Genomic DNA, 20,097 nt, shown 5'->3' on the forward strand with positions numbered 1-20,097 from the left:
TCCTCAATCTTCTTTCGGGGTCACTTCTGTGGGAGTCATTTCTTGCGGGGTCACCGTGGCGACGACGTGATCGGCCCGCACGAAGGAGCCCACGGCGACGTGAAGCTGGACCACGCCCGCGAAGGGGGCGACGAGCTGGTGCTCCATCTTCATCGCCTCGACGCTCGCGAGCGGCTGGCCCGCCTCGACGGCCTCCCCGGTCGCGACGGCGACCGAGACGACCGTCCCCGGCATGGGGGAGCGCACGTCCGGCGGGAGCTCGCCCTTGCCGTCGAGCGCGGCCCGGCGGGCGCCGTCGAGCACCCTCTCAAGGCGCTGCGAGCGGTCGAGGACGGGCAGCGCAACGGACCAGCCGCCGTCGCCGAGGTACACCGTCCGCCCGGCGGGATCGAACGCCCACGCGTAGGTGTGCGGCTCGCCGTCCTGATCGGGGTCAAGCTGGAGGACAAGGCTTTGGCCGACGACGGCGATGCTCGCCGCGCGCTCGGGACCGTTCCCCAGGCTCACGGCCAGGTGCGCCGTGGAGCCCGAAGCAGCGCGCGCCACCCGGACGGTGGCGACACCGCCGTCGGGCGTGCCAAGCGCGACCCGACGCGGCCCGGGTGCGCCGACGCGCCACGCGTCCCGCCGCCACGGGCCCTCTTGGGAGAGCGCGCCCTCCTGGGAGCACGGGCCCTCCTGGGAGAGCGCCGGCTCGGACTCCCGCACGTGCTCGGCGAGCATCGCCGCGGCGATGAGCTCGGGCTCACCGACCTCGCGGAATGCAAGGCTGTCGAGCCGACGCTCGATGAGCGTCGTGTCGAGGTGGCCGGCGCGCACGTCCGGGTCTGCGAGCAGGAGCCGCACGTATTCGATGTTGGTCGGGACGCCCAGGACCGTGTAGGCGCCGAGGGCGGCGTCGAGCTTTTCAAGAGCCGACGCGCGGTCGGGACCCCACGCGATGGCCTTCGCGAGCAGGGGGTCGTACGAGGCGCCGATCTCGAGCCCCTCTTCGAGGGCGCTGTCGACGCGCACGCCCTCGCCGTCCGGCTCGGAGAGCAGCTCAATCCGACCCGTCGCCGGGAGGAACTCGCGACGGGAATTCCCGCTCCGCGCGCCGGTCTCGACGAGCGCCTCGGCGTAGATGCGGGCCTCGATCGCGTGGCCGTCGAGTCGCACCTCCTCTTGGCGGAGCGCGAGCCTCTCCCCCGCGGCGACGCGCAGCTGCTGCTCGACGAGGTCCACCCCGGTGACCATCTCGGTCACGGGGTGTTCAACCTGGAGGCGCGTGTTCATCTCCATGAAGAAGAACTCGTCCGGGGCGTCATCGCTCACGAGGAACTCGACCGTTCCGGCGCCCGCGTAGCCGACGCTGCGGGCGGCGTCGCACGCGGCCCGGCCGATGCGCTCGCGCGTCCCGGCGCCGAGCCGCGTGTCGAGCAGCGGCGACGGCGCCTCCTCGATGACTTTCTGGTGCCGGCGCTGGAGTGAGCATTCACGTTCGCCGAGGTGGATCGTCGTCCCATAGTGGTCCGCGAGGATCTGCACCTCGATGTGGCGCGGGGAGCGGATGAGGCGTTCGAGGAACAGGGTGTCGTCGCCGAAGGCCGCGGACGCGACGCGACGCGCCGTCGCGAGGGCGCCCGCGAGCTGCCCGCGGGACTCGACGACGTGCATGCCTTTGCCGCCGCCCCCGGCGGAGGGCTTGATGAGCAGCGGGTACCCCACGCCGTCGGCCGCCTCCATGAGCTCCTCATCGGTGAGGCCCGGCCGGGCGATGCCCGGGACGACGGGCACGCCATAGCCCGCGACATGGTTCTTCGCCCTGATCTTGTCCCCCATGACAGAAAGGGCTTCGACGCCGGGGCCGACGAAGATGATGCCCGCGTCGTCGAGCGCTCGCGCGAACGCCTCGTTCTCGCTCAGGAAGCCGTAGCCCGGGTGCACGGCATCGGCGCCGGTCGCGCGGCACGCGGCGAGTATCGCGTCGATGCTGAGATAGCTCTGCAGGGCGGCAGGTGGCCCGATTCGCACGGCCTCGTCGGCCTCGTGCACGTGCCGCGCCCCGGCGTCGTCGTCGCTGTAGACGGCGACGGACCGGATGCCGAGCCGGCGAAGCGTGCGGATCACCCGGCACGCGATCTCGCCTCGGTTGGCGACCAGCACTTTAGCGAAGCGAAGATCGGACACAGTCATGGTCCTCACATCCTGAAGACGCCGAACGACGTCTCGGGCAGCGGGACCCGGGAGACGACGTCGAGGGCCATGCCGAGAACCCGGCGGGTGTCGGCGGGGTCGATGATGCCGTCGTCCCAGAGTCGTGCCGTCGAGTAGTAGGGGCTTCCCTGTGCCTCGTATTGCGCCTTGATCGGCGCTTTGAATTCCTCTTCGGCCTCGGGCGGCCACGGCTCGCCCCCTTCTCGGAGCCGTTGCGCGTCGAGCTGCTCGCGCTTGACCGTCGCCAGGACGCTTGCGGCCTGGCTGCCGCCCATCACGGAGATGCGGCTCGCGGGCCACATCCAGAGGAAGCGCGGCGAGTAGGCGCGCCCGCACATCGAGTAGTTCCCGGCGCCGAAGGAGCCGCCGATGATGACCGTGAGCTTGGGGACCCGGGTCGTGGCAACGGCCGTGACCATCTTGGCGCCGTGCTTGGCGATCCCGCCGTGCTCGTAGTCGCGGCCCACCATGAATCCCGAGATGTTCTGGAGGAACACGAGCGGGATCCCGCGCTGGTCGCACAGCTCGATGAAGTGGGCGCCCTTGAGGGCGGACTCGGAGAACAGCACCCCGTTGTTCGCAATGATCCCCACGGGGTGACCGTGGATCCGTGCGAAGCCCGTGACAAGGGTCGGGCCGTAGTCCTTCTTGAACTCGTGGAACTCGCTCGCGTCGACGAGCCGGGCGATCACCTCGTGCACGTCGTACTTGGCGTTGACGTCCGTGGGCACGGCGCCGTAGAGCTCGGCCGGGTCGACGGCGGGAGGCGGCGCGGGCGCGACGTCCCACGCAGGGGCGGCGGTCACCGGGAGCGTTTGGACGATGTTCCGCACGATCTCGAGGGCGTGCTCGTCATTCTCGGCGAGGTGATCCACGACGCCCGAGATCTTCGCGTGGACCTCGCCTCCGCCGAGCTCCTCCGCTGTGACGACCTCTCCGATCGCGGCCTTCACGAGCGGGGGCCCGCCGAGGAAGATCGTGCCCTGGTTTCGCACGATGACGGTCTCATCGCTCATCGCCGGGACGTACGCTCCGCCGGCCGTGCACGAACCCAGAACCGCCGCGATCTGCGGGATCTTCGCCGCGGACAGGCGGGCTTGGTTGTAGAAGATCCGCCCGAAGTGCTCGCGGTCGGGGAAGACCTCGTCCTGGCGCGGGAGGAACGCGCCGCCCGAATCGACGAGGTACACGCACGGAAGCCGGTTCTCGAGCGCGATCTCCTGAGCCCGCAGGTGCTTCTTGACGGTCATCGGATAGTAGGTGCCGCCTTTGACTGTCGCGTCGTTCGAGATGACGAGCACGTGGCGCCCGTGGACGAGGCCGATGCCGGCGATGATTCCCGCCCCCGGGCTCTCGTCGCCGTACATCCCGTTCGCCGCGAGCGGCGCGATCTCGAGGAACGGCGACCCCTCGTCGAGCAGCACGTCGATGCGCTCGCGCGGGAGGAGCTTCCCTCTCGCGACATGCCGCTCGCGCGAGCGCGGCGGGCCGCCGAGCGCGGTCGCCGCGAGACGCTCCGCGAGCTCGCCCGCGAGGGCGCGCTGGCCGGCGTCGTTCTCCGCGAACTGGGCGCTCGAGGGATCGATGCGGCTGAGCAGGGTCTCCATCGAACCTCTAGTCCAGTTAGTGACTATTAACTGAAATCAAAGTTAGTCTTGATTAACTCTGATGTCTACAGGAGCGATCATGAGCGATGCATCCACGACTCCCCGCAGCGAGGGCCCCAGCTCGCGCAGCGAGGCCAAGGCCGTGCGCCGCCTGGCCCTCCTCGACGCCGCGGCTGGGCTCTTCGCGGCGCAGGGATTCGCGGGCGTGTCGCTCGACGACCTCGGCTCCGCGGCAGGCGTGAGCGGCCCCGCGATCTACCGGCACTTTCCCGGCAAACAAGCGGTGCTCGGAGCGCTTCTGGTGGGCGTGAGCGAGGAGCTCCTCGAGGGCGGGCTGCGCGTCGTCGCGCGCAGCATCGGAGACGACGGCACAGCGCACGACGGCGAGGCCGGTCGCGGCACGGACGACGGCGAGGCCGCCTTGCGCGCGCTCGTCGCCTTCCACGTGGACTTCGCGCTCTCGAAGCCCGACGTCATCCGCGTCCAGGACCGCGACTTCACGAACCTCTCCGCCGAGGATCAGGGGGCCGTGCGCTCGCTCCAGCTCCGCTACATCGAGGTCTGGGCGCGCGCCCTCGCGCGCGTGCGCCCGGACTCGCCCCCAGCCGAGCTTCGGCTTCGCGCGCAGGCCGTTTTCGGGCTCATCAACTCGACCCCCCACTCGGTGGGCTCGCCGGGGCGCCGCACGAGCGAGCGCAGGGCGCGCCGGATTCTCGAGTCGATGGCGCTCGCGGCGCTCATCGCCCCTGCGCCCTAGACCATCGTCAAGACCATGCCCGGGTCGGCCAGGATCGCGCCGACATCGGACAGGAAGCGCGATGCCTGCTCGCCGTCGACGAGCCGATGGTCGAACGAGAGGGAGAGCGTGAGCACGTCGCGGAGGGCGATCTCGCCCCGATGCTCCCACGGCAGGCGCCGCACTTGGCCCATCGCGAGGATCGCGGCCTCCCCCGGGTTGAGGATCGGGGTGCCCGCATCGATGCCGAACACGCCGATGTTCGTGATGGTGATGGTGCCGCCCGTGAGATCCGCCGGGCTGATGTGGCCCTCGCGCGCCGAGCCGGCGAGCCGGGCTATGGCCTCGGCGAGCTCGGTCAGGCTCATGGCGTCGGCGTCCTTGACGTTGGGCACGAGAAGTCCTCGCGGTGTCGCGGCGGCGAAGCCGAGATTCACGTAGTGGTACTCGACGATCTCCTGCGCCGCCTCGTCCCAATGCGAGTTGAGCGACGGGCTGCGGCGCAGCGCGATGAGCACGGCCTTCGCAACGATCGTCATCGGCGTGAGCTTGACCCCGGCGAATGCCCTTGAGTCCTTGAGCCGTGCAAGCAGCTCCATCGTCGCCGTCGCGTCGATAGTGAGGAACTCGCTCGCGTGCGGGGCCGAGAACGCGCTCGCGACCATGGCGGCCGCGGTCTGCCGGCGCACGCCGCGGATCGGCGTCCGGGTCTCGCGTTCGCCCGCGACCCGCACCGGCGCTTCGGGCACCAGGGCCTGCTGCGGGGCCGTTGCTTGTTCTGGGGCCGCGGTCCCGACTTGGCCCAGGATGTCGTCGCGCGTCACCAGACCCTTGGGTCCGGTGCCATGGACGACGGCGAGGTCAACCCCGAGGTCCTTCGCGAGCTTGCGCACGGGCGGGGTCGACCGGGGCCGTTCCACGGGCACGCCTGCGGCCGGGACCTCTGCGACCGGCACCTCTGCGACCTGCGCCTCGGCGACCGGGGCCTGTGCGACCCGGACCTGGGCGACCGGCGCCTTCGGTTCGGCCGCGCCGGCCCAGCTTCTGGCCTTGCGCGCCGGGCGGCCCGAGAGCTCGGGCATGGCGCCGTACCCCACGAGGTTCGGCTCGCGCTTCGGCGCGGTGCCTCGGCCAGAAGCTGCATCGCGGCCAGACGCGGCGTCCCGCGCCGGCGCGCCGGCCCGAGCCGTCCCGGCGTCGCCCACCTCGAACTCCGCAATGGGCGCACCGACGGCGACGACCTCGCCCGGTTCGGCGAGGAGCGCGACGACCTTCCCGGCATACGGGCTCGGAAGCTCGACGACGGCCTTGGCCGTCTCGACCTCGCCGATCACCTGGTTGAGCTGGACGGTGTCCCCCACGGCCACGCGCCACGCGACGATCTCGGATTCGGTGAGACCTTCTCCGAGATCAGGGAGCAGGAACTCTCGAGTTTCGACCCCCGATGCTGCCGCCGTGTGGGGTGCCGCGCTCATTCGCCCTCCTCCGTGCCGCTCAGCGAGTTGGGCCGGCCGAGCACGCGATCGACCCCGTCGAGGATCCGGTCGAGATCGGGAAGGTGATAGAACTCGAGCTTCGAGTAGGGGTATGGAATGTCGAAGCCGGTCACGCGCACGGGCGCGTGCTCGAGGTAGTAGAAGCAGCGCTCGGCGATGCTTGCGGCGATCTCGGCGCCGAGCCCTCCCGTGCGCGAGGCCTCGTGGGCGATCACGAGCCGGCCTGTCTTGCGCACTGACGTCTCGAGAGTCGCGTAGTCGATCGGCGACAGCGAGCGGAGATCGATCACCTCGACCGAGACGCCCTCGTCCGACGCGGCAATCGCGGCGTCGAGACACGTCTTGACGAGCGGGCCATACGCGACAAGCGTCACGTCACGCCCCTCGGACGCGACCCTCGCCGAGCCCATCGCGAGCCCGCCGGGTCCGTCGAGGCCGACGGAAGTGTCGACGTCGCCCTTGTCGTGGTACCGGCGTTTGGGCTCGAGGAACACGACGGGGTCGTCGCTCGCAACGGCCTCCTGGATCATGGCGTACGCATCCTGGGGATTCGACGGCGAGATGACGCGGAGCCCCGCGGTGTGCACGAAATACGCCTCGGGCGATTCGGAGTGGTGCTCGGGCGAGCCGATGCCGCCGCCGAACGGTATGCGCACCGTGATCGGGACCTTGACTCGGCCGAGGCTGCGGAAGTGGAGCTTGGCGACCTGCGAGACGATCTGGTCGAACGCGGGGTACAGGAAGCCGTCGAACTGGATCTCGACGATCGGGCGGTAGCCGCGGTAGGCCATGCCGATCGCGGTGCCCATGATGCCCGACTCAGCGAGGGGCGTGTCGATCACGCGATGTGCCCCGAAGTCCTTCTGGAGCGCGTCGGTGACGCGGAAGACGCCGCCGAGCTTGCCGATGTCCTCGCCCATGAGCACGACGCGCGGATCGCGCTCCATGGCCCGGCGGAGCCCGGCGTTGAGGGCCTTCGCGAACGTCATCTGAACGAGAGGATTCTGCTCGATCATCAGTGGCCTCCTTCCACCAGCGTCGCACTCGAAATCCCGCCGTGGTAGCGCTCGAACTGATCGCGCTGCCGGTCCAGAACCGAGTGCGGTCCCGCGTAGACGTGCTCGAAGAGGGACCCGGGGGCCGGGTCGGGCATGTGGATCGTCGCCTCGCGGAGTTCCGCCGCGACCGCGTCTGCCTTCGCCGCGACCCGCGAGCGCAGCTCGTCGTCGAGGAGGCCGAGGCCGCCGAGGTAGGCCTCGAACCGGGCGATCGGGTCGCGTTCCTTCCAGTCCTCGAGCTCGTTCGGATCGCGATAGCGCGTGGGATCGTCCGCCGTCGTATGCGGGCCCATGCGGTAGGTGACGGCCTCGATGTAGGAGGGCCCGTTGCCCGAGTGCGCCCGCTCGAGTGCCTCGCGCGTGACGGCGAGGCATGCGAGCACGTCGTTGCCGTCGACCCGAGCGCTCGGAATGCCGAAGCCCGGCGCGCGGCGCGCGATGGGGACGTGCGCCTGGAGCCCGACGGGCTCCGAGATGGCCCAATGGTTGTTCTGGCAGAAGAACACGACGGGCGCCTGATAGCTGGCCGCGAACACCATGGATTCGTTGACGTCGCCCTGGCTCGTCGCGCCGTCGCCGAAATAGGTGACGGCCGCGGTCTCGGCGCCGTCGAACAGGACGCCCATCGCGTAGCCGACGGCGTGCAGGGTCTGCGCGCCGATCACCACTTGGGAGGGGGCCATGTTGAGCGCGAAGGGGTCCCAGCCCGAGTGGGCGTTGCCGCGCCACTGCCGCACGAGATCCGGGAGGGAGGCGCCGCGCACATACGCGACGCCGATCTCGCGGTAGCTCGGGAAGATGAAATCGTCGGCGCCGATCGCGTGCGCCGAGCCGATCTGCGCGGCCTCCTGCCCGACGAACGGCGGCCAGAGGCCGAGCTGTCCTTGGCGCTGCAGCGCGGTTCCCTCCGCGTCGATGCGGCGGGCCACGACCATGTCCTCGTAGAGCGACGCGAGGGTCTGGGCTCCGCTTTCCCCGTCCACATCATCGAGGTAGTGGTCGAAATGTTCGTTGGGGTGTCGCTCGCCGTCCGGCGAGAGCAGCTGAATCGGCGATCCGTGGTCGCCGGCGGTCATCTGATAGCGCATCTGATATGTGGACACTTCGGTTCGCATCCCTATCTGCTCGCGGGAGGCCTGTAGGCCCCCGGGGTTAATGTGACGATACTCACAACGAACAGGGGGTACAACCAACCACGGTGAAACTGAGCAGGATGCCCTATTCGATGACTCCCCGGCGTGCTAATCTGCGCAGCATGCACGCCGTGGACGCCACTGACACCAGAATCCTGCGGGCGCTCGCCGATGACCCGCGGCGCACCGTGGTCGCCCTCGCCCAAGAGCTCGGGCTCTCGCGCAATACCGTGCAGGCCCGCCTCGCGCGGCTCGAACAGCACGCGTTCCTCGCCTTCGACCGGCGGATCAATCCCTCGTCGCTCGGCTACCCGCTCCTCGCGTTCATCACGGTCCACGTCCAGCAGCGCAAGCTCACCGAGATCACGGCGGCGATCGCGAAAATCCCCGAGGTGCTCGAAGGCCATGGTCTGACAGGGACGGCGGACCTCCTCCTGCGGGTCGTCGCGGTCGACGCCGAAGACCTCTTCCGGATCAACGGGAAGATCCTTGCGTGCGACGGCGTCGAACGCACCGACACGGCCCTCGCCATGGGCGAACTCATCCCGTTCCGGATGGATCCGCTCCTCGAGCGAGGGCCGCGCCTGTCTGGTTAGAGCTGTCAGTGCTGGCTTGAGCTGTTAGTGCTGTACGGCCTTTTCCGCGCCGGCGCCCGTGAGCGAGCGGACCTCCATCTCGGCCCGCTTCGCGGGGTCCTCGACGCGGCGGTCGAGCTGGCTTCCGAGCCATCCGAGGAGGAAAGCGAGCGGAATCGAGACGATGCCTGGGTTGCTGAGGGGGAAGACCGCGAAGTTCGCGCCGGGGATCATCGACGTCTTCGCCCCCGAGACGACGGGCGAGAGCGCGATGAGGATGATCGCCGACGCGAGGCCGCCGTAGATGCTCCACAGCGCGCCCCGGGTCGTGAACTTCTTCCAGAAGAGCGAGTAGAGGATGGTCGGGAGGTTCGCGGACGCCGCGACGGCGAAGGCGAGCGCGACGAGGAACGCGACGTTCTGGCCGTTCGCGAAGATGCCGCCGACGACGGCGAGGATCCCGATGACGACGACGGTGCGTCGCGCAACTTTGACCTCGGCGGCCGGCGTGGTCTTCCCCTTGGCGAGGACGTTGGCGTAGATGTCGTGGGCGAACGACGCCGCGGCCGTGATCGTCAGCCCGGCGACGACGGCCAGGATCGTTGCGAAGGCGACGGCCGCGATGAAGCCGAGCAGGAGCGGGCCGCCGAGCTGGAACGCGAGGAGCGGAGCCGCCGAGTTCACACCACCGGGGGCCTTCTTGATGGTGGCCGCGCCGACGAGCGCCGCGGCGCCGTAGCCGAGGACGAGGGTGAAGAGATAGAAGGCGCCGATCAGCCAGATGGCCCACACGACGGACTTGCGGGCTTCCTTCGCGGTCGGAACAGTGTAGAAGCGCATGAGGACGTGCGGGAGGGCCGCCGTGCCGAGCACGAGCGCGAGGCCGAGCGAGAGGAAGTCGAGCTTCGTCGTGTCGCTCAGGCCGTACTGGAGGCCCGGGCTGAGCAGCGCCGCACCGGTCTTGCCGCCCGCCTCGACCGCGCTCCCGAGGAGGCGTGAAAGATCGAAGCCGTTCATCGCGAGGACCATCACGGTCATGGCGGCCGCGCCGATCACGAGGAGGAACGCCTTGACGATCTGCACCCACGTGGTGCCCTTCATGCCGCCGATGAGCACGTACATGATCATGAGGGCGCCGACGACCGCGATGACGACAGCCTGCCCGGTCCACGTTGAGATGCCGAGAAGGAGGGCCACGAGGCCGCCGGCTCCGGACATCTGGGCGAGCAGGTAGAAGAAACAGACGGCGAGCGTGGACGTCGCGGCGGCGATCCGCACGGGCCGCTCGCGGAGGCGGAACGCGAGGACGTCAGCCATGGTGAACTTGCCGGTGTTGCGCAGGAGCTCGGCGACGAGGAGGAGCGCGACAAGCCACGCGACGAGGAAGCCGATCGAGTACAGGAATCCGTCATAGCCATTGATGGCAATCGCCCCCGTGATCCCGAGGAACGAGGCGGCAGACAGGTAGTCGCCCGCGATCGCGGTGCCGTTCTGCCAGCCCTTGAAGGAACGCCCGCCCGCATAGTAGTCCGCGGCGGTCTTGTTGTTCTTGCTGGCCCGGAGCACGATCACGAGGGTGATCGCGACGAAGACCGCGAAGATCGTGATGTTGAGCCACGACGAATCCTGGAGGCCTTTCACTCGGCACCTCCTTCGGCGGCGGCACGCGCGGGCGCGCGGTCCTCGATCTCGGCCCGGATCGCCTCGGCTGCCGCGTCGAGGCGCCTGTTCGAGTAGCTCACGTACCACGCCGTGATCGCGAACGTGCTGACGAATTGGAGCAGGCCGAGCACCAGGCCGACCGTGATGTTTCCCGCCACCTTGATGGACATGAAGTCGTGCGCATAGTCGGCGAGCAGGACGTAGGCGAAATACCAGATCAGGAACGCCGCTGCGAGGGGGAAGACGAAGCTGCGGTGTCTGCGCCGCAGCTCAGTGAACTCGGGGCTGGCCTGGACCAGCTGGAAGTCGGGGTGAGCTTCTTTGCTCAAGGGAGCCTCCTCGTGATGCCCGCAGGCCTGCCGCGGGCGTTGCTGAGTGATGTGCATCACTCTCGCCGCATGCGCGCGACGGCGCCACGCGCTTCGGCGCCGGATCGCCGGGCGGCCGTGTGGCTGCGCCGAACGGAGTCGGCCACAAGACGAATGGAACGGGATTGACGGCGGGGCGGGCCTGACAACGGCGGGCCCGACAACGGAACGGCCTGAACGGGCCGGATGGCGTTAGCCTGTGCTCATGTCCCCCGAGTCGCTCGCGGCCGCCGTCGTCGTCGTCATCGTCGTCCTGGCCGCGCTGGGACTCGCGGTAGCCGCCGTCGCCCTCCGGCTGTGGCGTTCGCGGCGAGACTTCGGCAGCGACGCCGAACGCGCAACCTACACAACCCTCCACGCCGCGGCCCAGGCAGGCCGGCACCTCAGGGGCGGATTGGAGCCCGACGGCGCAGCCAAGGCTGTCCGGCATCTGCGGGCCATGCTGGGCTCGCCAGCCCTGGCTCTCACCGACGAAGCGCGCCTCCTCGCGTGGGACGGCGAGAGCCCGGCCCACAGCGGCACCGTCATGGCCCTCGCCCTCAAGTCCCTCGCCGGCGGGCGCGCCAGGATCGCCTCCGCGCCCGAGGTCTCGTGCTCGGCCGCAGGCTGCGGCGAAGCGGACTGCCGCCTGCGCCACGCCGTCGTCGCGCCAGTGCAGGCAGGCTCGCGGACCATCGGCACCGTTGTCGCCTTCGCCCCGGATGCCCGAGCCGGGCTCGTGAGCGCGACGAACGAGGTGGCCGCATGGGTCGCGACGCAGGTGGAACTCGCTGAGCTCGACCGCTCCCGCACGCTGCTCATGGAAGCCGAAGTGCGGGCGCTCCGAGCGCAGATCAGCCCGCATTTCATCTACAACTCGCTCAACGCCATCGCGTCGTACATCCTGACGGACCCCGAACGAGCCCGAGAGCTCGTCGTCGAATTCGCGGACTTCACGCGATACTCGTTCCGCCGCCACGGGGACTTCACGACGCTCGCCGAGGAGCTGCGCAGCATCGACCGGTACCTTCTGCTCGAACGGGCCCGCTTCGGCGACAGGCTCCAGGTGAGTCTGCGCATCGCACCCGAGGTGCTCGGCACGGCTGTGCCGTTCCTGAGCCTCCAGCCGCTCGTCGAGAACGCGGTCAAACACGGGATCGAGGCCCGAGAAGGGGTCGGCAGGATCTCCATCACTGCCGAGGAGGAGGGGGCGGACGCGGTGGTACGGGTCGAGGACGACGGCGTCGGGGCCGATCCCGAACGGCTGCGGCAGGTTCTCGCGGGCCATGCAGGAGGGGAGCACGTGGGCCTGCGCAACGTCGACGCCCGCCTGCGCCAGGTCTACGGGGACGACCACGGGATCGTCGTCGAGACCGCGCCCGGCGCGGGAACCCTCATCACGCTTCGCGTGCCGAAGTCCCAGCCAGATCACGACGTCGGCCGCTAGGATAGCGCGACCAGTAAACTTGCGCGCATGTTGACCGTCCTCGTCGTCGACGACGAGCTGCCCGCCGTCCGCGAGCTCGCGTATCTGCTCGGCAAGGACGGACGGATCGGGACGGTCCACACTGCCGGCTCTGGCGCAGAGGCGCTCCTCGCGCTCGAACGCGAAGACATCGACGCGATCTTCCTCGACATCCACATGCCCGGGCTCAGCGGCCTCGACCTCGCGAGGGTCATCGCGCGCTTCGCGCGGCCTCCCGCCGTCGTCTTCGTCACCGCCGACGAAGAACACGCCCTCGAGGCCTTCGACCTCGCCGCCGTCGACTATCTGCTCAAGCCCGTCGGGTCCGAGCGCCTCTCGCGGTGCGTGGGCCGCATCGTGGCGCTGCAGGAGGAATCCCGCCCGGCGCCGCAAGAACCCGCACCCGAGCTCATCACCGTCGAGCAAGCCGGCGTGACGCGCAGGATCCGGCGCGAGGATGTCCGGTTCGTTCAGGCGCAGGGCGATTACGCGCGTCTTCACACCGTCGACGGAAGCTATCTCGTGCGGGTGCCCCTCAATGACCTCGAGCGCCAGTGGGCACCGGCAGGCTTCGTGCGGGTCCATCGGTCCTTCCTCGTCGCGATGGCCAACGTCGAGCAGCTGCGCCTCGGGGGCGCCCACGCAAGCGTCGTCGTCGCCGGGGTCGAACTCCCCGTGAGCCGCCGGCTCCTCCCGGGGCTCCGCGAACGGCTCGCCGCAACACGGATCAGGCCGCTGCCATGACACCCGATCCCCACCCCCAGAGAGTGCGGGTGACGGCCCCGCGTTCGAACGCGGCGCCTGCTCCCGTCGCACCGTCCCTCGCGCGCGAACTCACGGAACAGTCCGAGATCGGCGAGGTCCTGCTGCGTTCGCTCATCCGCTCGCAGCTTCGGCTGGCCCTCGTCGTCGGCGGCGCCTTCCTCACGTGCCTCTGCGGCCTCGGGGTCCTCGCGGCCCTCGGCGCGAGTTTCCCCTTGCTGCCCGGGCTTCCCGGGCTTTCTCTCGCGTGGCTCCTGCTCGCGGTGCTCCCCTACCCGGCCGCGATCGCCTGTGCGGCGTTCTACGCACGGGCCTCCGCGCGCAACGAGGAACACTTCCGCGAGCTCGTGCGGGACAAGCCATGACGCCCGCGCCATCGCTCCCGCCCGCACTCGCCATTGGGGCAGTCGCCGCCGTCGCCCTCACGACGGTCCTCGTGGGGGTTCTCGGGCTGCGGATCTCCCGCACGACGAGCGACTTCTACGTTGCCTCGCGCACGGTGCGTCCCTGGTGGAACGCGTCGGCGATCGGAGGAGAATATCTCTCGGCCGCGAGCTTCCTCGGCGTGGCCGGACTCATCATGGTCAACGGGGCGCAGGCCCTCTGGTACCCGATCGGCTACACGGCCGGGTTCCTCATGCTCCTCCTGTTCGTCGCGACGCCGCTGCGGCGTTCCGGCGCCTACACCGTTCCAGACTTCGCGGCCGCACGCCTCGGCTCGAACGCCGTGCGGCGGGCAACGAGCGTGCTCGTGGTCCTCATCGCATGGTTCTACATCGTCCCGCAGCTCCAAGGTGCCGCCCTCGCCCTCCATACGACGACGGGGCTGCCGGGCTGGGTCGGCTCCGTCGCCGTCGTCGCGGTCGTCGTCGCCTCGGTCATGTTCGGCGGAATGCGTTCGATCACGTTCGTGCAGGCGTTCCAGTTCTGGCTCAAGCTCGCCGCGCTGGCTCTGCCGGCACTCTTCCTGGTCCTGTGGCTCGCCGGGCGCGGCGCGCCCTCGGGCGAACCGATCGACGCGCTCGGCGCCGCCTCCGGCAACGCACCGGCCATCCCGGCGTCGCTCGTGGCGCCCGACGGCGTCTACCGCACCGTGTCGGTCATGGTCGCCCTGCTCTTCGGCACGCTCGGCCTCCCCCACGTGCTCGTCCGGTTCTACACGAACCCGGACGGCCCCTCGGCGCGGCGCACGACCGTCATCGTCCTGAGTCTGCTCTCGGTCTTCTATCTGTTCCCGACTGCGTTCGGGATCCTCGGACGGACCGCGGCACCCGATCTCGCGGGGCAGGCCGACGCGACGGTCGTGCTCCTGCCGGCGCGCCTCATCGACGGCCCTCTGGGGGCAGCCCTCTCGGCACTCGTGCTCGCGGGAGCGATGGCCGCGTTCCTCTCCACCACGTCGGGCCTGCTCGTCTCGATCGCGGGCGTCATGAGCCAAGAGCTCTTCGGAGGAAGCGTCCACGGCTTCAGGGTCGCGGCCGCAGCCTCCGCGGCGGTCCCCCTCGGCGCAGCCCTCCTCGCGGGGCCTCAGGCGCTTGCCGGGAGCGTCGGCCTCGTCTTCGCCTTCACCGCCTCGACGATCTGCCCGCTCCTCATCCTCAGCATCTGGTGGCGACGGCTCACCGCTGCGGGCGCGATCGCCGGGCTGGCGGCGGGAGCGCTCGCGTGCGGCAGTGCGGTCCTCTTCTCCGCGATCGTGCCCGGGATCGCGAACATGGCCGTGCTCCAGGCGCTGCTCGGCCAGCCGGCCGCGTGGTCGGTACCGCTCGCGTTCGCGGTCATGGTCGGTGTCTCGGCCGTTCGCCGCAGGCCGGTGCCCACCGCCGTCGACCGCTTCCTCGTGCGCATCCACCGCCCCGAGGCATACGAGCCGGACCCGGCCCGGGAGGCTACGCGATCTTCGAGATGAGCTCGACGCAGCGGTCGAGGAATGCGTCGACCTGAGTCTCCTCGTAGCCGTCGCGCCCGGTCACGGTGCGGAAGACGGCGGTGCGGACTTCGTCGGCGCTCATGACTTCGTCGTGCTCGAGGTAGTTGAGGAGCCGGTGGCACAGCTCGTCGACGTCTCCCGGATGGTAGCTGGGGGACGTGATCTTGACGGGCCTGCGGAAGCGGTCCCCGTCCGGGCGCAGGAGGCGGCCGCGCAGAAGGCTCGCGAGGGCCCCCACCTCATGCAGCCAGGCGTCTTCGCCCTCGCGGTCGATGAGTTCGTCGCGTTCACGGCGGGCAAGGGCGTCTTCGAGGCGGTCGAGGGCAGCGTCGACCTGGCTGGCGTCGTATCCTCCGCGCACGGCGTCGAACGCGACGCTCCGCACATCGTGGCTCGTGACAGGCTGGCCGGACGCGGACGTGTTGCGGAGATAGGCCCTGGCGGCCTCCATGAACTTCTCGACCTGCTTGGGGCTGTACCCCAGGTCGCCGCGGCCCACGCGGCTGAATCCAGCCGCGGCTCCCGATTCAGTGCGCGCCACCGTGCCTCCGTCCTCTCACGCGGCGAGCACCCCGCCGCAGGCCGCGATCGGCCCTGCCCAACATTATCCCGCTCCGGCCCTGCAACCGGATCTATGTCTGGTTGTGCCGAGGCCTACCCGGTCACGGGCAGGAGGTTAAACACGACGTAGGCCACGGGCACCCCGAACAGGATCGAATCGAGCCGGTCCATCATGCCGCCGTGCCCCGGAAGGATGCTGCTCATGTCCTTGATGCCGAGTTCGCGCTTGACCATCGATTCGGCGAGATCTCCCGCCGTCGCCGCTCCCACCATCGCAACGGCGAGGACGATGCCGACCCACCACGGACGCCCGAGCAGGAAGACCGTGCCAAGGACTCCGATGACCATCGCGCCCGCGACCGATCCTGCGAAACCCTCCCACGACTTCTTCGGGCTGATCTTGGGGGCCATCGGATGCCTGCCCCAGCTCGCGCCGACGATGTACCCGAAGGTGTCGTTCGCGAAGACGAGCAGGAGCGTGAGGACGAGCTGAAGGACGCTGTGGGGCACCGCGAGGCCCGGCCACAGTCCGAGCGGCGGCGGCGCGACACCCGAATCGTGCAGGGGAAGCACCGAGAAGCCCACGAAGAACGGGATCCACAGGAGGACGAACACGCCCCCCACGACGTTCGCCACGGCGCCGACCGCCGTCTCGAGGCTCTGCCAGAGCAGCACCGCCGCGCTCGCGGCCAGAAGCGCGAAGAGCTGCGCCTCCTGCCCTCCGAGGAACGCCGAGAACGGGATCGCGATCGCACCGACGAGCACCGGCACAATCGGGATCGTGATCCTGCGCGTCTGGAGCGCCCGGAATACCTCCCACACGCCCAGGACCCCGGCCGCCGTCGCGATGATCACGAAGCCGAGCGGCCACACGAAGAGCCCGCCGAGCACCGCGGCGAGGAGCGCCAGGCCGACGACGATCGCCGCAGGGAGATTCCGTCCGGCCCTCGACGACGCGGCCGCCCCTGCCACGCTGGCGGACGTCGCCTTGTCCGCGGCCGCCGCCTCACGGCGGGAGCGCCTCGAGGCGGGCGCTCCCGGGGCATCAGGCTGGGATTCGGTCATCAGACCTCGAGCAGCTCCGCTTCCTTGCGCTTGACGAGCTCGTCGACGCTGTCCGTGTGCTGCTTGGTCAGGCCGTCGAGCTCGCGCTCGCCGCGCGTGCCGTCGTCCTCGCCGACCTCGCCGTCCTTGACCAGGCGGTCGAGGGTCTCCTTCGCCTTGCGGCGGATGCTGCGGATCGAGACCTTCGCGTCCTCGCCCTTGCCCTTGACGATCTTGACGTACTCGCGGCGGCGCTCCTGCGTGAGCTCGGGCAGGATCACGCGAATGACGGCGCCGTCGTTGGACGGGTTCGCACCGACCTCGGAGTCGCTCAGGGCCTTCTCGATGTCGCGCAGGGCCGTCTTGTCGAACGGGGTGATGAGGATCGTGCGGGCGTCCGAGACCTGGAACGACGCGAGCTGCTGGAGCGGGGTAGGCGTGCCGTAGTACTCGACCATGACCTTCGCGTAGAGCGCCGGGTTGGCGCGGCCGGTCCGGATCGCGGCGAAGTCCTCCTTGGCCACCTCGACGGCCTTCTCCATCTTGTCGGCGGCTTCGAGGAGAGTCTCTTCGATCACGGTTGCTTCGCTCCTGACTGCTGGTCTCTTGACAGCTGGAATGCTGACGGGTGGGCTACGGACATCCTAGCCGGATCAGGGGGTCACCAACGTGCCGAGCTGGCCGTCCAGGATCGCCTTCGTCACGTTGCCCTCGCCCTCCATGCCGAAGACGACCATCGTGAGCCCGTTGTCCTTGCACATGGTCATCGCCGTCTGGTCCATGACGCGGATGTCGCGGCGGAGCGCCTCGTCGTACGTGAGGCGCTCGAGCTTGCGCGCCTCCGGGTCCTTCTTGGGGTCGGCCGTGTAGACGCCGTCGACGCCGCTCTTCGCCATGAGGACGACGTCGGCATGCACCTCGAGCGCGCGCTGCACCGCGACCGTGTCGGTCGAGAAATACGGAAGCCCCGCGCCGGCGCCGAAGATCACGACGCGGCCCTTCTCCATGTGCCGGATCGCCCGCCGCGGGATGTACGCCTCGGCGACCTGGCCCATCGTGATGGCGCTCTGCACGCGGGTCTCGACGCCCGCCTGCTCGAGGAAGTCCTGGAGGGCAAGGCAGTTCATGACCGTGCCGAGCATGCCCATGTAGTCCGCGCGGGAGCGGTCCATTCCGCTCTGCGAGAGCTCGGCGCCACGGAAGAAGTTGCCTCCGCCGACGACGATGGCAACCTCGACGTCGTCGACCGCCGCAGCGATCTGGCGGGCGACGCCGCGGACGGTTGCAGGGTCCACGCCGAGCTTGCCCCCGCCGAAGACCTCGCCCGAGAGCTTGAGCAGAACACGACGACGGCGCGGCGGGAGAGGATCGTCGGTCACGGGGAGGGCTGAAGTCTGCACGTCGGTCTGTACGGTTTCCATGGTGATTTGTCCCCTCGAACCGGTTTGTGGGCTTGCTCTAGATTATCTGGGCGCAAAAGGGGCGGCCACTCGAAGTGAACTGCTTCAAGTGGCCGCCCCTTGCGCCGGGCGTGCCGGTTCGGCGACTAGGCGCCGACGCGGAAGCGCGCGAACGCGGTCGCCTCGACACCGGCCTCCTGGAGGACCTGGCCGACGCTCTTCTTGGCGTCCTTCGCGAATGCCTGGTCGAGGAGGACCTCGCCCTTGTAGAAGCCGGTCACGCGGCCTTCGACGATCTTCGCGAGGGCTGCCTCGGGCTTGCCCTCGGCCTTCGCGGTCTCCTCGGCGATGCGGCGCTCGGACTCGACGAGGTCGGCCGGAACGTCCTCACGGCGGAGGTAGTTCGGAGCCATCGCGGCGACGTGCACGGCGACGTCGTGAGCGGCAGCGGCCGCGGCCTCGCCCTCGCCGTTGACGGCGAACAGGACGCCGACCTGGGCCGGGAGGTCCTTGGACGTCTTGTGGAGGTACGCGTCAACGGTCGCGCCCTCGACGCGGGCCACGCGACGGACCGCGACCTTCTCGCCGAGCACGGCGCCCTCTTCGACGACGAACTCGCTCGCCGGCTTGCCGTCGATCTCGGCGGCGAGGAGAGCCTCGACGTCAGCCGCGCCGGAGGCAACGGCGGCACCGAGGACCTTGTCGGCGAGTTCGATGAACTTGGCGGACTTGGCGACGAAGTCAGTCTCGCAGTTGACCTCGACCATGACGCCGACGCCGTTCTCGACCTTCGCGGCCACGAGACCCTCGGCGGTCGAGCGGCCCTCGCGCTTGGTCGCGCCCTTGAGGCCCTTGATGCGGATGATCTCGACGGCCTTCTCGGCGTCGCCGTTGGCCTCGTCGAGAGCCTTCTTGACGTCCATCATGCCGGCGCCCGTGCGCTCGCGCAGGGCCTTGATGTCAGCAGCGGTGTAGTTCGCCATGTGAACCCCTCTGTCTCGTTCTTAGCACTTCTCACACATCGGCAGGATGGCACCGGGCTTCGGTGCCATCCTGCCGTCCGCCTCCCGGCCGGCCGAGACCGGCCGGGAGGAATGGTCTAGGGGCTAGTTCTGCTCGCCCTCAGAGGAGCCAGCCGCGCCGGCCTCAGCAGCGTCAGCGGCCGGAGCGGCCTCTTCGGCGGTCTGGCCCTCGAGGAGCTCGCGCTCCCACTCGGCAAGCGGCTCGGCGGACGTAGCGCCCTCCGAACCTGCGGCACGGTTGTTGCGGGCGATGAGGCCCTCGGCCACGGCGTCGGCGACCACGCGCGTCAGGAGGTTGACGGAGCGGATGGCGTCGTCGTTGCCCGGGATCGGGTAGTTGACCTCGTCCGGATCGCAGTTCGTGTCAAGGATCGCCACGACCGGGATGCCAAGCTTCTTGGCCTCGTCGACCGCGAGGTGCTCCTTCTTGGTGTCGACGACCCAGAGGAGGGCCGGCGTGCGGGAGAGGTTGCGGATGCCGCCGAGGGTCTTCTCGAGCTTGTCCTTCTCGCGCTGGAGGATGAGGAGCTCCTTCTTGGTGCGGCCAGAACCGGCCACATCCTCGAAGTCGATCTCCTCGAGCTCCTTGAGGCGCTGGATGCGCTTCGCGACCGTCGAGAAGTTGGTGAGCATGCCGCCGAGCCAACGCTGGTTGACGTACGGCTGGCCCACGCGCATGGCCTGCTCGGCGATGGCTTCCTGAGCCTGCTTCTTCGTGCCGACGAAGAGGACGGTGCCGCCCTTGGCGACGGTGTTCTTGACGAACTCGTAGGCGCGGTCGATGTAGGAAAGCGACTGCTGGAGATCGATGATGTAGATGCCGTTGCGCTCGGTGAAGATGAAGCGCTTCATCTTCGGGTTCCAACGGCGGGTCTGGTGACCGAAGTGGACGCCGCTGTCGAGCAGCTGGCGCATGGTAACGACGGGCATGCCGACGCTCCTTCCGGCAGGTCCTTCACGAGGGAGCCTCTGCGGCCGCCCTTGCCCCTGCCCTAGTTGTTGACGGTTCTTCGACGACGGCCGGCTGGCCGCCGCCCCTGGCACCCCTCGCAGACCCGAGCCGCCCAGCTCATTCACCGGGGCGGACCGTCAGGCACACGAGG

At 69.5% G+C, this 20,097-nt stretch carries 19 protein-coding genes; 6 read left to right on the plus strand and 13 right to left on the minus strand.

The annotated features are described in order from the left end of the window. Nucleotides 1-3: 3 nt before the first annotated feature. Both RBS12_RS10555 and RBS12_RS10560 read right to left on the minus strand, forming a co-directional pair. Nucleotides 4-2,175 carry a biotin carboxylase N-terminal domain-containing protein gene (locus RBS12_RS10555; protein ID WP_307966054.1) on the minus strand — a complete coding sequence of 724 codons (2,172 nt, stop codon included), beginning with the start codon at nucleotides 2,173-2,175 and terminating at the stop codon, nucleotides 4-6. A 5-nt stretch (nucleotides 2,176-2,180) separates the two neighbouring features. Continuing rightward, nucleotides 2,181-3,803, minus strand: coding sequence for a carboxyl transferase domain-containing protein (locus RBS12_RS10560; RefSeq protein WP_307966055.1), 1,623 nt, complete (start codon nucleotides 3,801-3,803; stop codon nucleotides 2,181-2,183). A gap of 79 nt (nucleotides 3,804-3,882) precedes the next feature. Here RBS12_RS10560 and RBS12_RS10565 point away from each other — a divergent pair, with 79 nt between their 5' ends. Next, entirely contained in the window at nucleotides 3,883-4,560 is a 678-nt protein-coding gene (locus tag RBS12_RS10565) for a TetR/AcrR family transcriptional regulator (RefSeq protein WP_307966056.1), read from the plus strand. Here the strand turns inward: RBS12_RS10565 and RBS12_RS10570 are convergent. Genes RBS12_RS10570 through pdhA form a run of 3 tightly spaced genes read right to left on the minus strand, consistent with a single transcriptional unit; the run spans nucleotide 4,557 to nucleotide 8,181 of the window. After that, entirely contained in the window at nucleotides 4,557-6,014 is a 1,458-nt protein-coding gene (locus RBS12_RS10570) for a dihydrolipoamide acetyltransferase family protein (RefSeq protein ID WP_307966057.1), read from the minus strand. The genes RBS12_RS10565 and RBS12_RS10570 overlap by 4 nt on opposite strands. Beyond that, entirely contained in the window at nucleotides 6,011-7,051 is a 1,041-nt protein-coding gene (locus tag RBS12_RS10575; RefSeq protein ID WP_307966058.1) for an alpha-ketoacid dehydrogenase subunit beta, read from the minus strand. Before RBS12_RS10575 ends, RBS12_RS10570 begins: the two co-directional genes overlap by 4 nt. Beyond that, nucleotides 7,051-8,181, minus strand: a complete 1,131-nt coding sequence (gene pdhA / locus RBS12_RS10580; protein ID WP_307966151.1) for a pyruvate dehydrogenase (acetyl-transferring) E1 component subunit alpha — start codon at nucleotides 8,179-8,181, stop codon at nucleotides 7,051-7,053. Before pdhA ends, RBS12_RS10575 begins: the two co-directional genes overlap by 1 nt. 167 nt (nucleotides 8,182-8,348) lie before the next feature. On the opposite strand from pdhA, the gene RBS12_RS10585 reads away from it, so the two are divergent. Continuing rightward, a complete protein-coding gene (locus RBS12_RS10585) occupies nucleotides 8,349-8,822 on the plus strand; it encodes an Lrp/AsnC family transcriptional regulator (RefSeq protein WP_307966059.1) in 474 nt (157 codons plus the stop codon). Nucleotides 8,823-8,846: 24 nt separating this feature from the next. Here RBS12_RS10585 and RBS12_RS10590 read toward each other — a convergent pair whose 3' ends face one another. Then, nucleotides 8,847-10,442 (minus strand): sodium/solute symporter, encoded by a 1,596-nt coding sequence (locus RBS12_RS10590; RefSeq protein WP_307966060.1) that lies wholly within the window; start codon nucleotides 10,440-10,442, stop codon nucleotides 8,847-8,849. Further along, nucleotides 10,439-10,792: a DUF485 domain-containing protein gene (locus tag RBS12_RS10595; protein ID WP_307966061.1), complete on the minus strand. Its 354-nt coding sequence runs from the start codon at nucleotides 10,790-10,792 to the stop codon at nucleotides 10,439-10,441. The genes RBS12_RS10590 and RBS12_RS10595 overlap by 4 nt, the downstream gene beginning before the upstream one ends. Before the next feature lie 244 nt (nucleotides 10,793-11,036). Between RBS12_RS10595 and RBS12_RS10600 the strand changes: the two genes are divergently transcribed. The 4 genes from RBS12_RS10600 to RBS12_RS10615 are packed head-to-tail and all read left to right on the plus strand — an operon-like array spanning nucleotide 11,037 to nucleotide 14,946. Beyond that, nucleotides 11,037-12,257 (plus strand): histidine kinase, encoded by a 1,221-nt coding sequence (locus RBS12_RS10600; protein WP_307966062.1) that lies wholly within the window; start codon nucleotides 11,037-11,039, stop codon nucleotides 12,255-12,257. Between the two features lie 27 nt (nucleotides 12,258-12,284). Next, a complete protein-coding gene (locus RBS12_RS10605; protein WP_307966063.1) occupies nucleotides 12,285-13,019 on the plus strand; it encodes a LytTR family DNA-binding domain-containing protein in 735 nt (244 codons plus the stop codon). Nucleotides 13,020-13,048: 29 nt separating this feature from the next. After that, complete coding sequence (locus RBS12_RS10610) at nucleotides 13,049-13,402, plus strand: hypothetical protein (protein WP_307966064.1); 354 nt, start codon at nucleotides 13,049-13,051, stop codon at nucleotides 13,400-13,402. After that, the gene (locus tag RBS12_RS10615; RefSeq protein ID WP_307966065.1) at nucleotides 13,399-14,946 is read left to right on the plus strand and encodes a cation acetate symporter; all 1,548 of its coding nucleotides are present in this window, start codon (nucleotides 13,399-13,401) and stop codon (nucleotides 14,944-14,946) included. The genes RBS12_RS10610 and RBS12_RS10615 overlap by 4 nt, the downstream gene beginning before the upstream one ends. Here RBS12_RS10615 and RBS12_RS10620 read toward each other — a convergent pair. The 6 genes from RBS12_RS10620 to rpsB form a co-directional block, all read right to left on the minus strand. Then, nucleotides 14,927-15,508, minus strand: a complete 582-nt coding sequence (locus RBS12_RS10620; RefSeq protein ID WP_307966066.1) for a DivIVA domain-containing protein — start codon at nucleotides 15,506-15,508, stop codon at nucleotides 14,927-14,929. The genes RBS12_RS10615 and RBS12_RS10620 overlap by 20 nt on opposite strands. A gap of 113 nt (nucleotides 15,509-15,621) precedes the next feature. Beyond that, nucleotides 15,622-16,593, minus strand: a complete 972-nt coding sequence (locus RBS12_RS10625) for a phosphatidate cytidylyltransferase (protein WP_307966067.1) — start codon at nucleotides 16,591-16,593, stop codon at nucleotides 15,622-15,624. Further along, nucleotides 16,593-17,150 carry a ribosome recycling factor gene (frr, locus tag RBS12_RS10630; protein ID WP_307966068.1) on the minus strand — a complete coding sequence of 186 codons (558 nt, stop codon included), beginning with the start codon at nucleotides 17,148-17,150 and terminating at the stop codon, nucleotides 16,593-16,595. Before frr ends, RBS12_RS10625 begins: the two co-directional genes overlap by 1 nt. Before the next feature lie 75 nt (nucleotides 17,151-17,225). Further along, nucleotides 17,226-17,993, minus strand: coding sequence for a UMP kinase (gene pyrH / locus RBS12_RS10635; RefSeq protein ID WP_307966069.1), 768 nt, complete (start codon nucleotides 17,991-17,993; stop codon nucleotides 17,226-17,228). A gap of 125 nt (nucleotides 17,994-18,118) precedes the next feature. Further along, nucleotides 18,119-18,955 carry a translation elongation factor Ts gene (tsf, locus tag RBS12_RS10640; protein WP_307966070.1) on the minus strand — a complete coding sequence of 279 codons (837 nt, stop codon included), beginning with the start codon at nucleotides 18,953-18,955 and terminating at the stop codon, nucleotides 18,119-18,121. Nucleotides 18,956-19,078: 123 nt separating this feature from the next. Then, entirely contained in the window at nucleotides 19,079-19,924 is an 846-nt protein-coding gene (rpsB, locus tag RBS12_RS10645; protein ID WP_307966071.1) for a 30S ribosomal protein S2, read from the minus strand. Between the last annotated feature and the right edge of the window lie 173 nt (nucleotides 19,925-20,097).

The organism is Sinomonas sp. ASV322 (genome assembly GCF_030908245.1).
In the GTDB taxonomy this organism is placed as follows: domain Bacteria; phylum Actinomycetota; class Actinomycetes; order Actinomycetales; family Micrococcaceae; genus Sinomonas.

Excerpts from the sequence above, each read along its gene's own strand:
- RBS12_RS10555 (WP_307966054.1), bottom strand. The coding sequence starts at position 2,175 with ATGACTGTGTCCGATCTTCGCTTCGCTAAAGTGCTGGTCGCCAACCGA.
- RBS12_RS10560 (WP_307966055.1), bottom strand. The coding sequence starts at position 3,803 with ATGGAGACCCTGCTCAGCCGCATCGATCCCTCGAGCGCCCAGTTCGCG.
- RBS12_RS10565 (WP_307966056.1), top strand. The coding sequence starts at position 3,883 with ATGAGCGATGCATCCACGACTCCCCGCAGCGAGGGCCCCAGCTCGCGC.
- RBS12_RS10570 (WP_307966057.1), bottom strand. The coding sequence starts at position 6,014 with ATGAGCGCGGCACCCCACACGGCGGCAGCATCGGGGGTCGAAACTCGA.
- RBS12_RS10575 (WP_307966058.1), bottom strand. The coding sequence starts at position 7,051 with ATGATCGAGCAGAATCCTCTCGTTCAGATGACGTTCGCGAAGGCCCTC.
- pdhA (WP_307966151.1), bottom strand. The coding sequence starts at position 8,181 with ATGCGCTATCAGATGACCGCCGGCGACCACGGATCGCCGATTCAGCTG.
- RBS12_RS10585 (WP_307966059.1), top strand. The coding sequence starts at position 8,349 with ATGCACGCCGTGGACGCCACTGACACCAGAATCCTGCGGGCGCTCGCC.
- RBS12_RS10600 (WP_307966062.1), top strand. The coding sequence starts at position 11,037 with ATGTCCCCCGAGTCGCTCGCGGCCGCCGTCGTCGTCGTCATCGTCGTC.
- RBS12_RS10605 (WP_307966063.1), top strand. The coding sequence starts at position 12,285 with ATGTTGACCGTCCTCGTCGTCGACGACGAGCTGCCCGCCGTCCGCGAG.
- RBS12_RS10615 (WP_307966065.1), top strand. The coding sequence starts at position 13,399 with ATGACGCCCGCGCCATCGCTCCCGCCCGCACTCGCCATTGGGGCAGTC.
- RBS12_RS10625 (WP_307966067.1), bottom strand. The coding sequence starts at position 16,593 with ATGACCGAATCCCAGCCTGATGCCCCGGGAGCGCCCGCCTCGAGGCGC.
- pyrH (WP_307966069.1), bottom strand. The coding sequence starts at position 17,993 with ATGGAAACCGTACAGACCGACGTGCAGACTTCAGCCCTCCCCGTGACC.
- tsf (WP_307966070.1), bottom strand. The coding sequence starts at position 18,955 with ATGGCGAACTACACCGCTGCTGACATCAAGGCCCTGCGCGAGCGCACG.
- rpsB (WP_307966071.1), bottom strand. The coding sequence starts at position 19,924 with ATGCCCGTCGTTACCATGCGCCAGCTGCTCGACAGCGGCGTCCACTTC.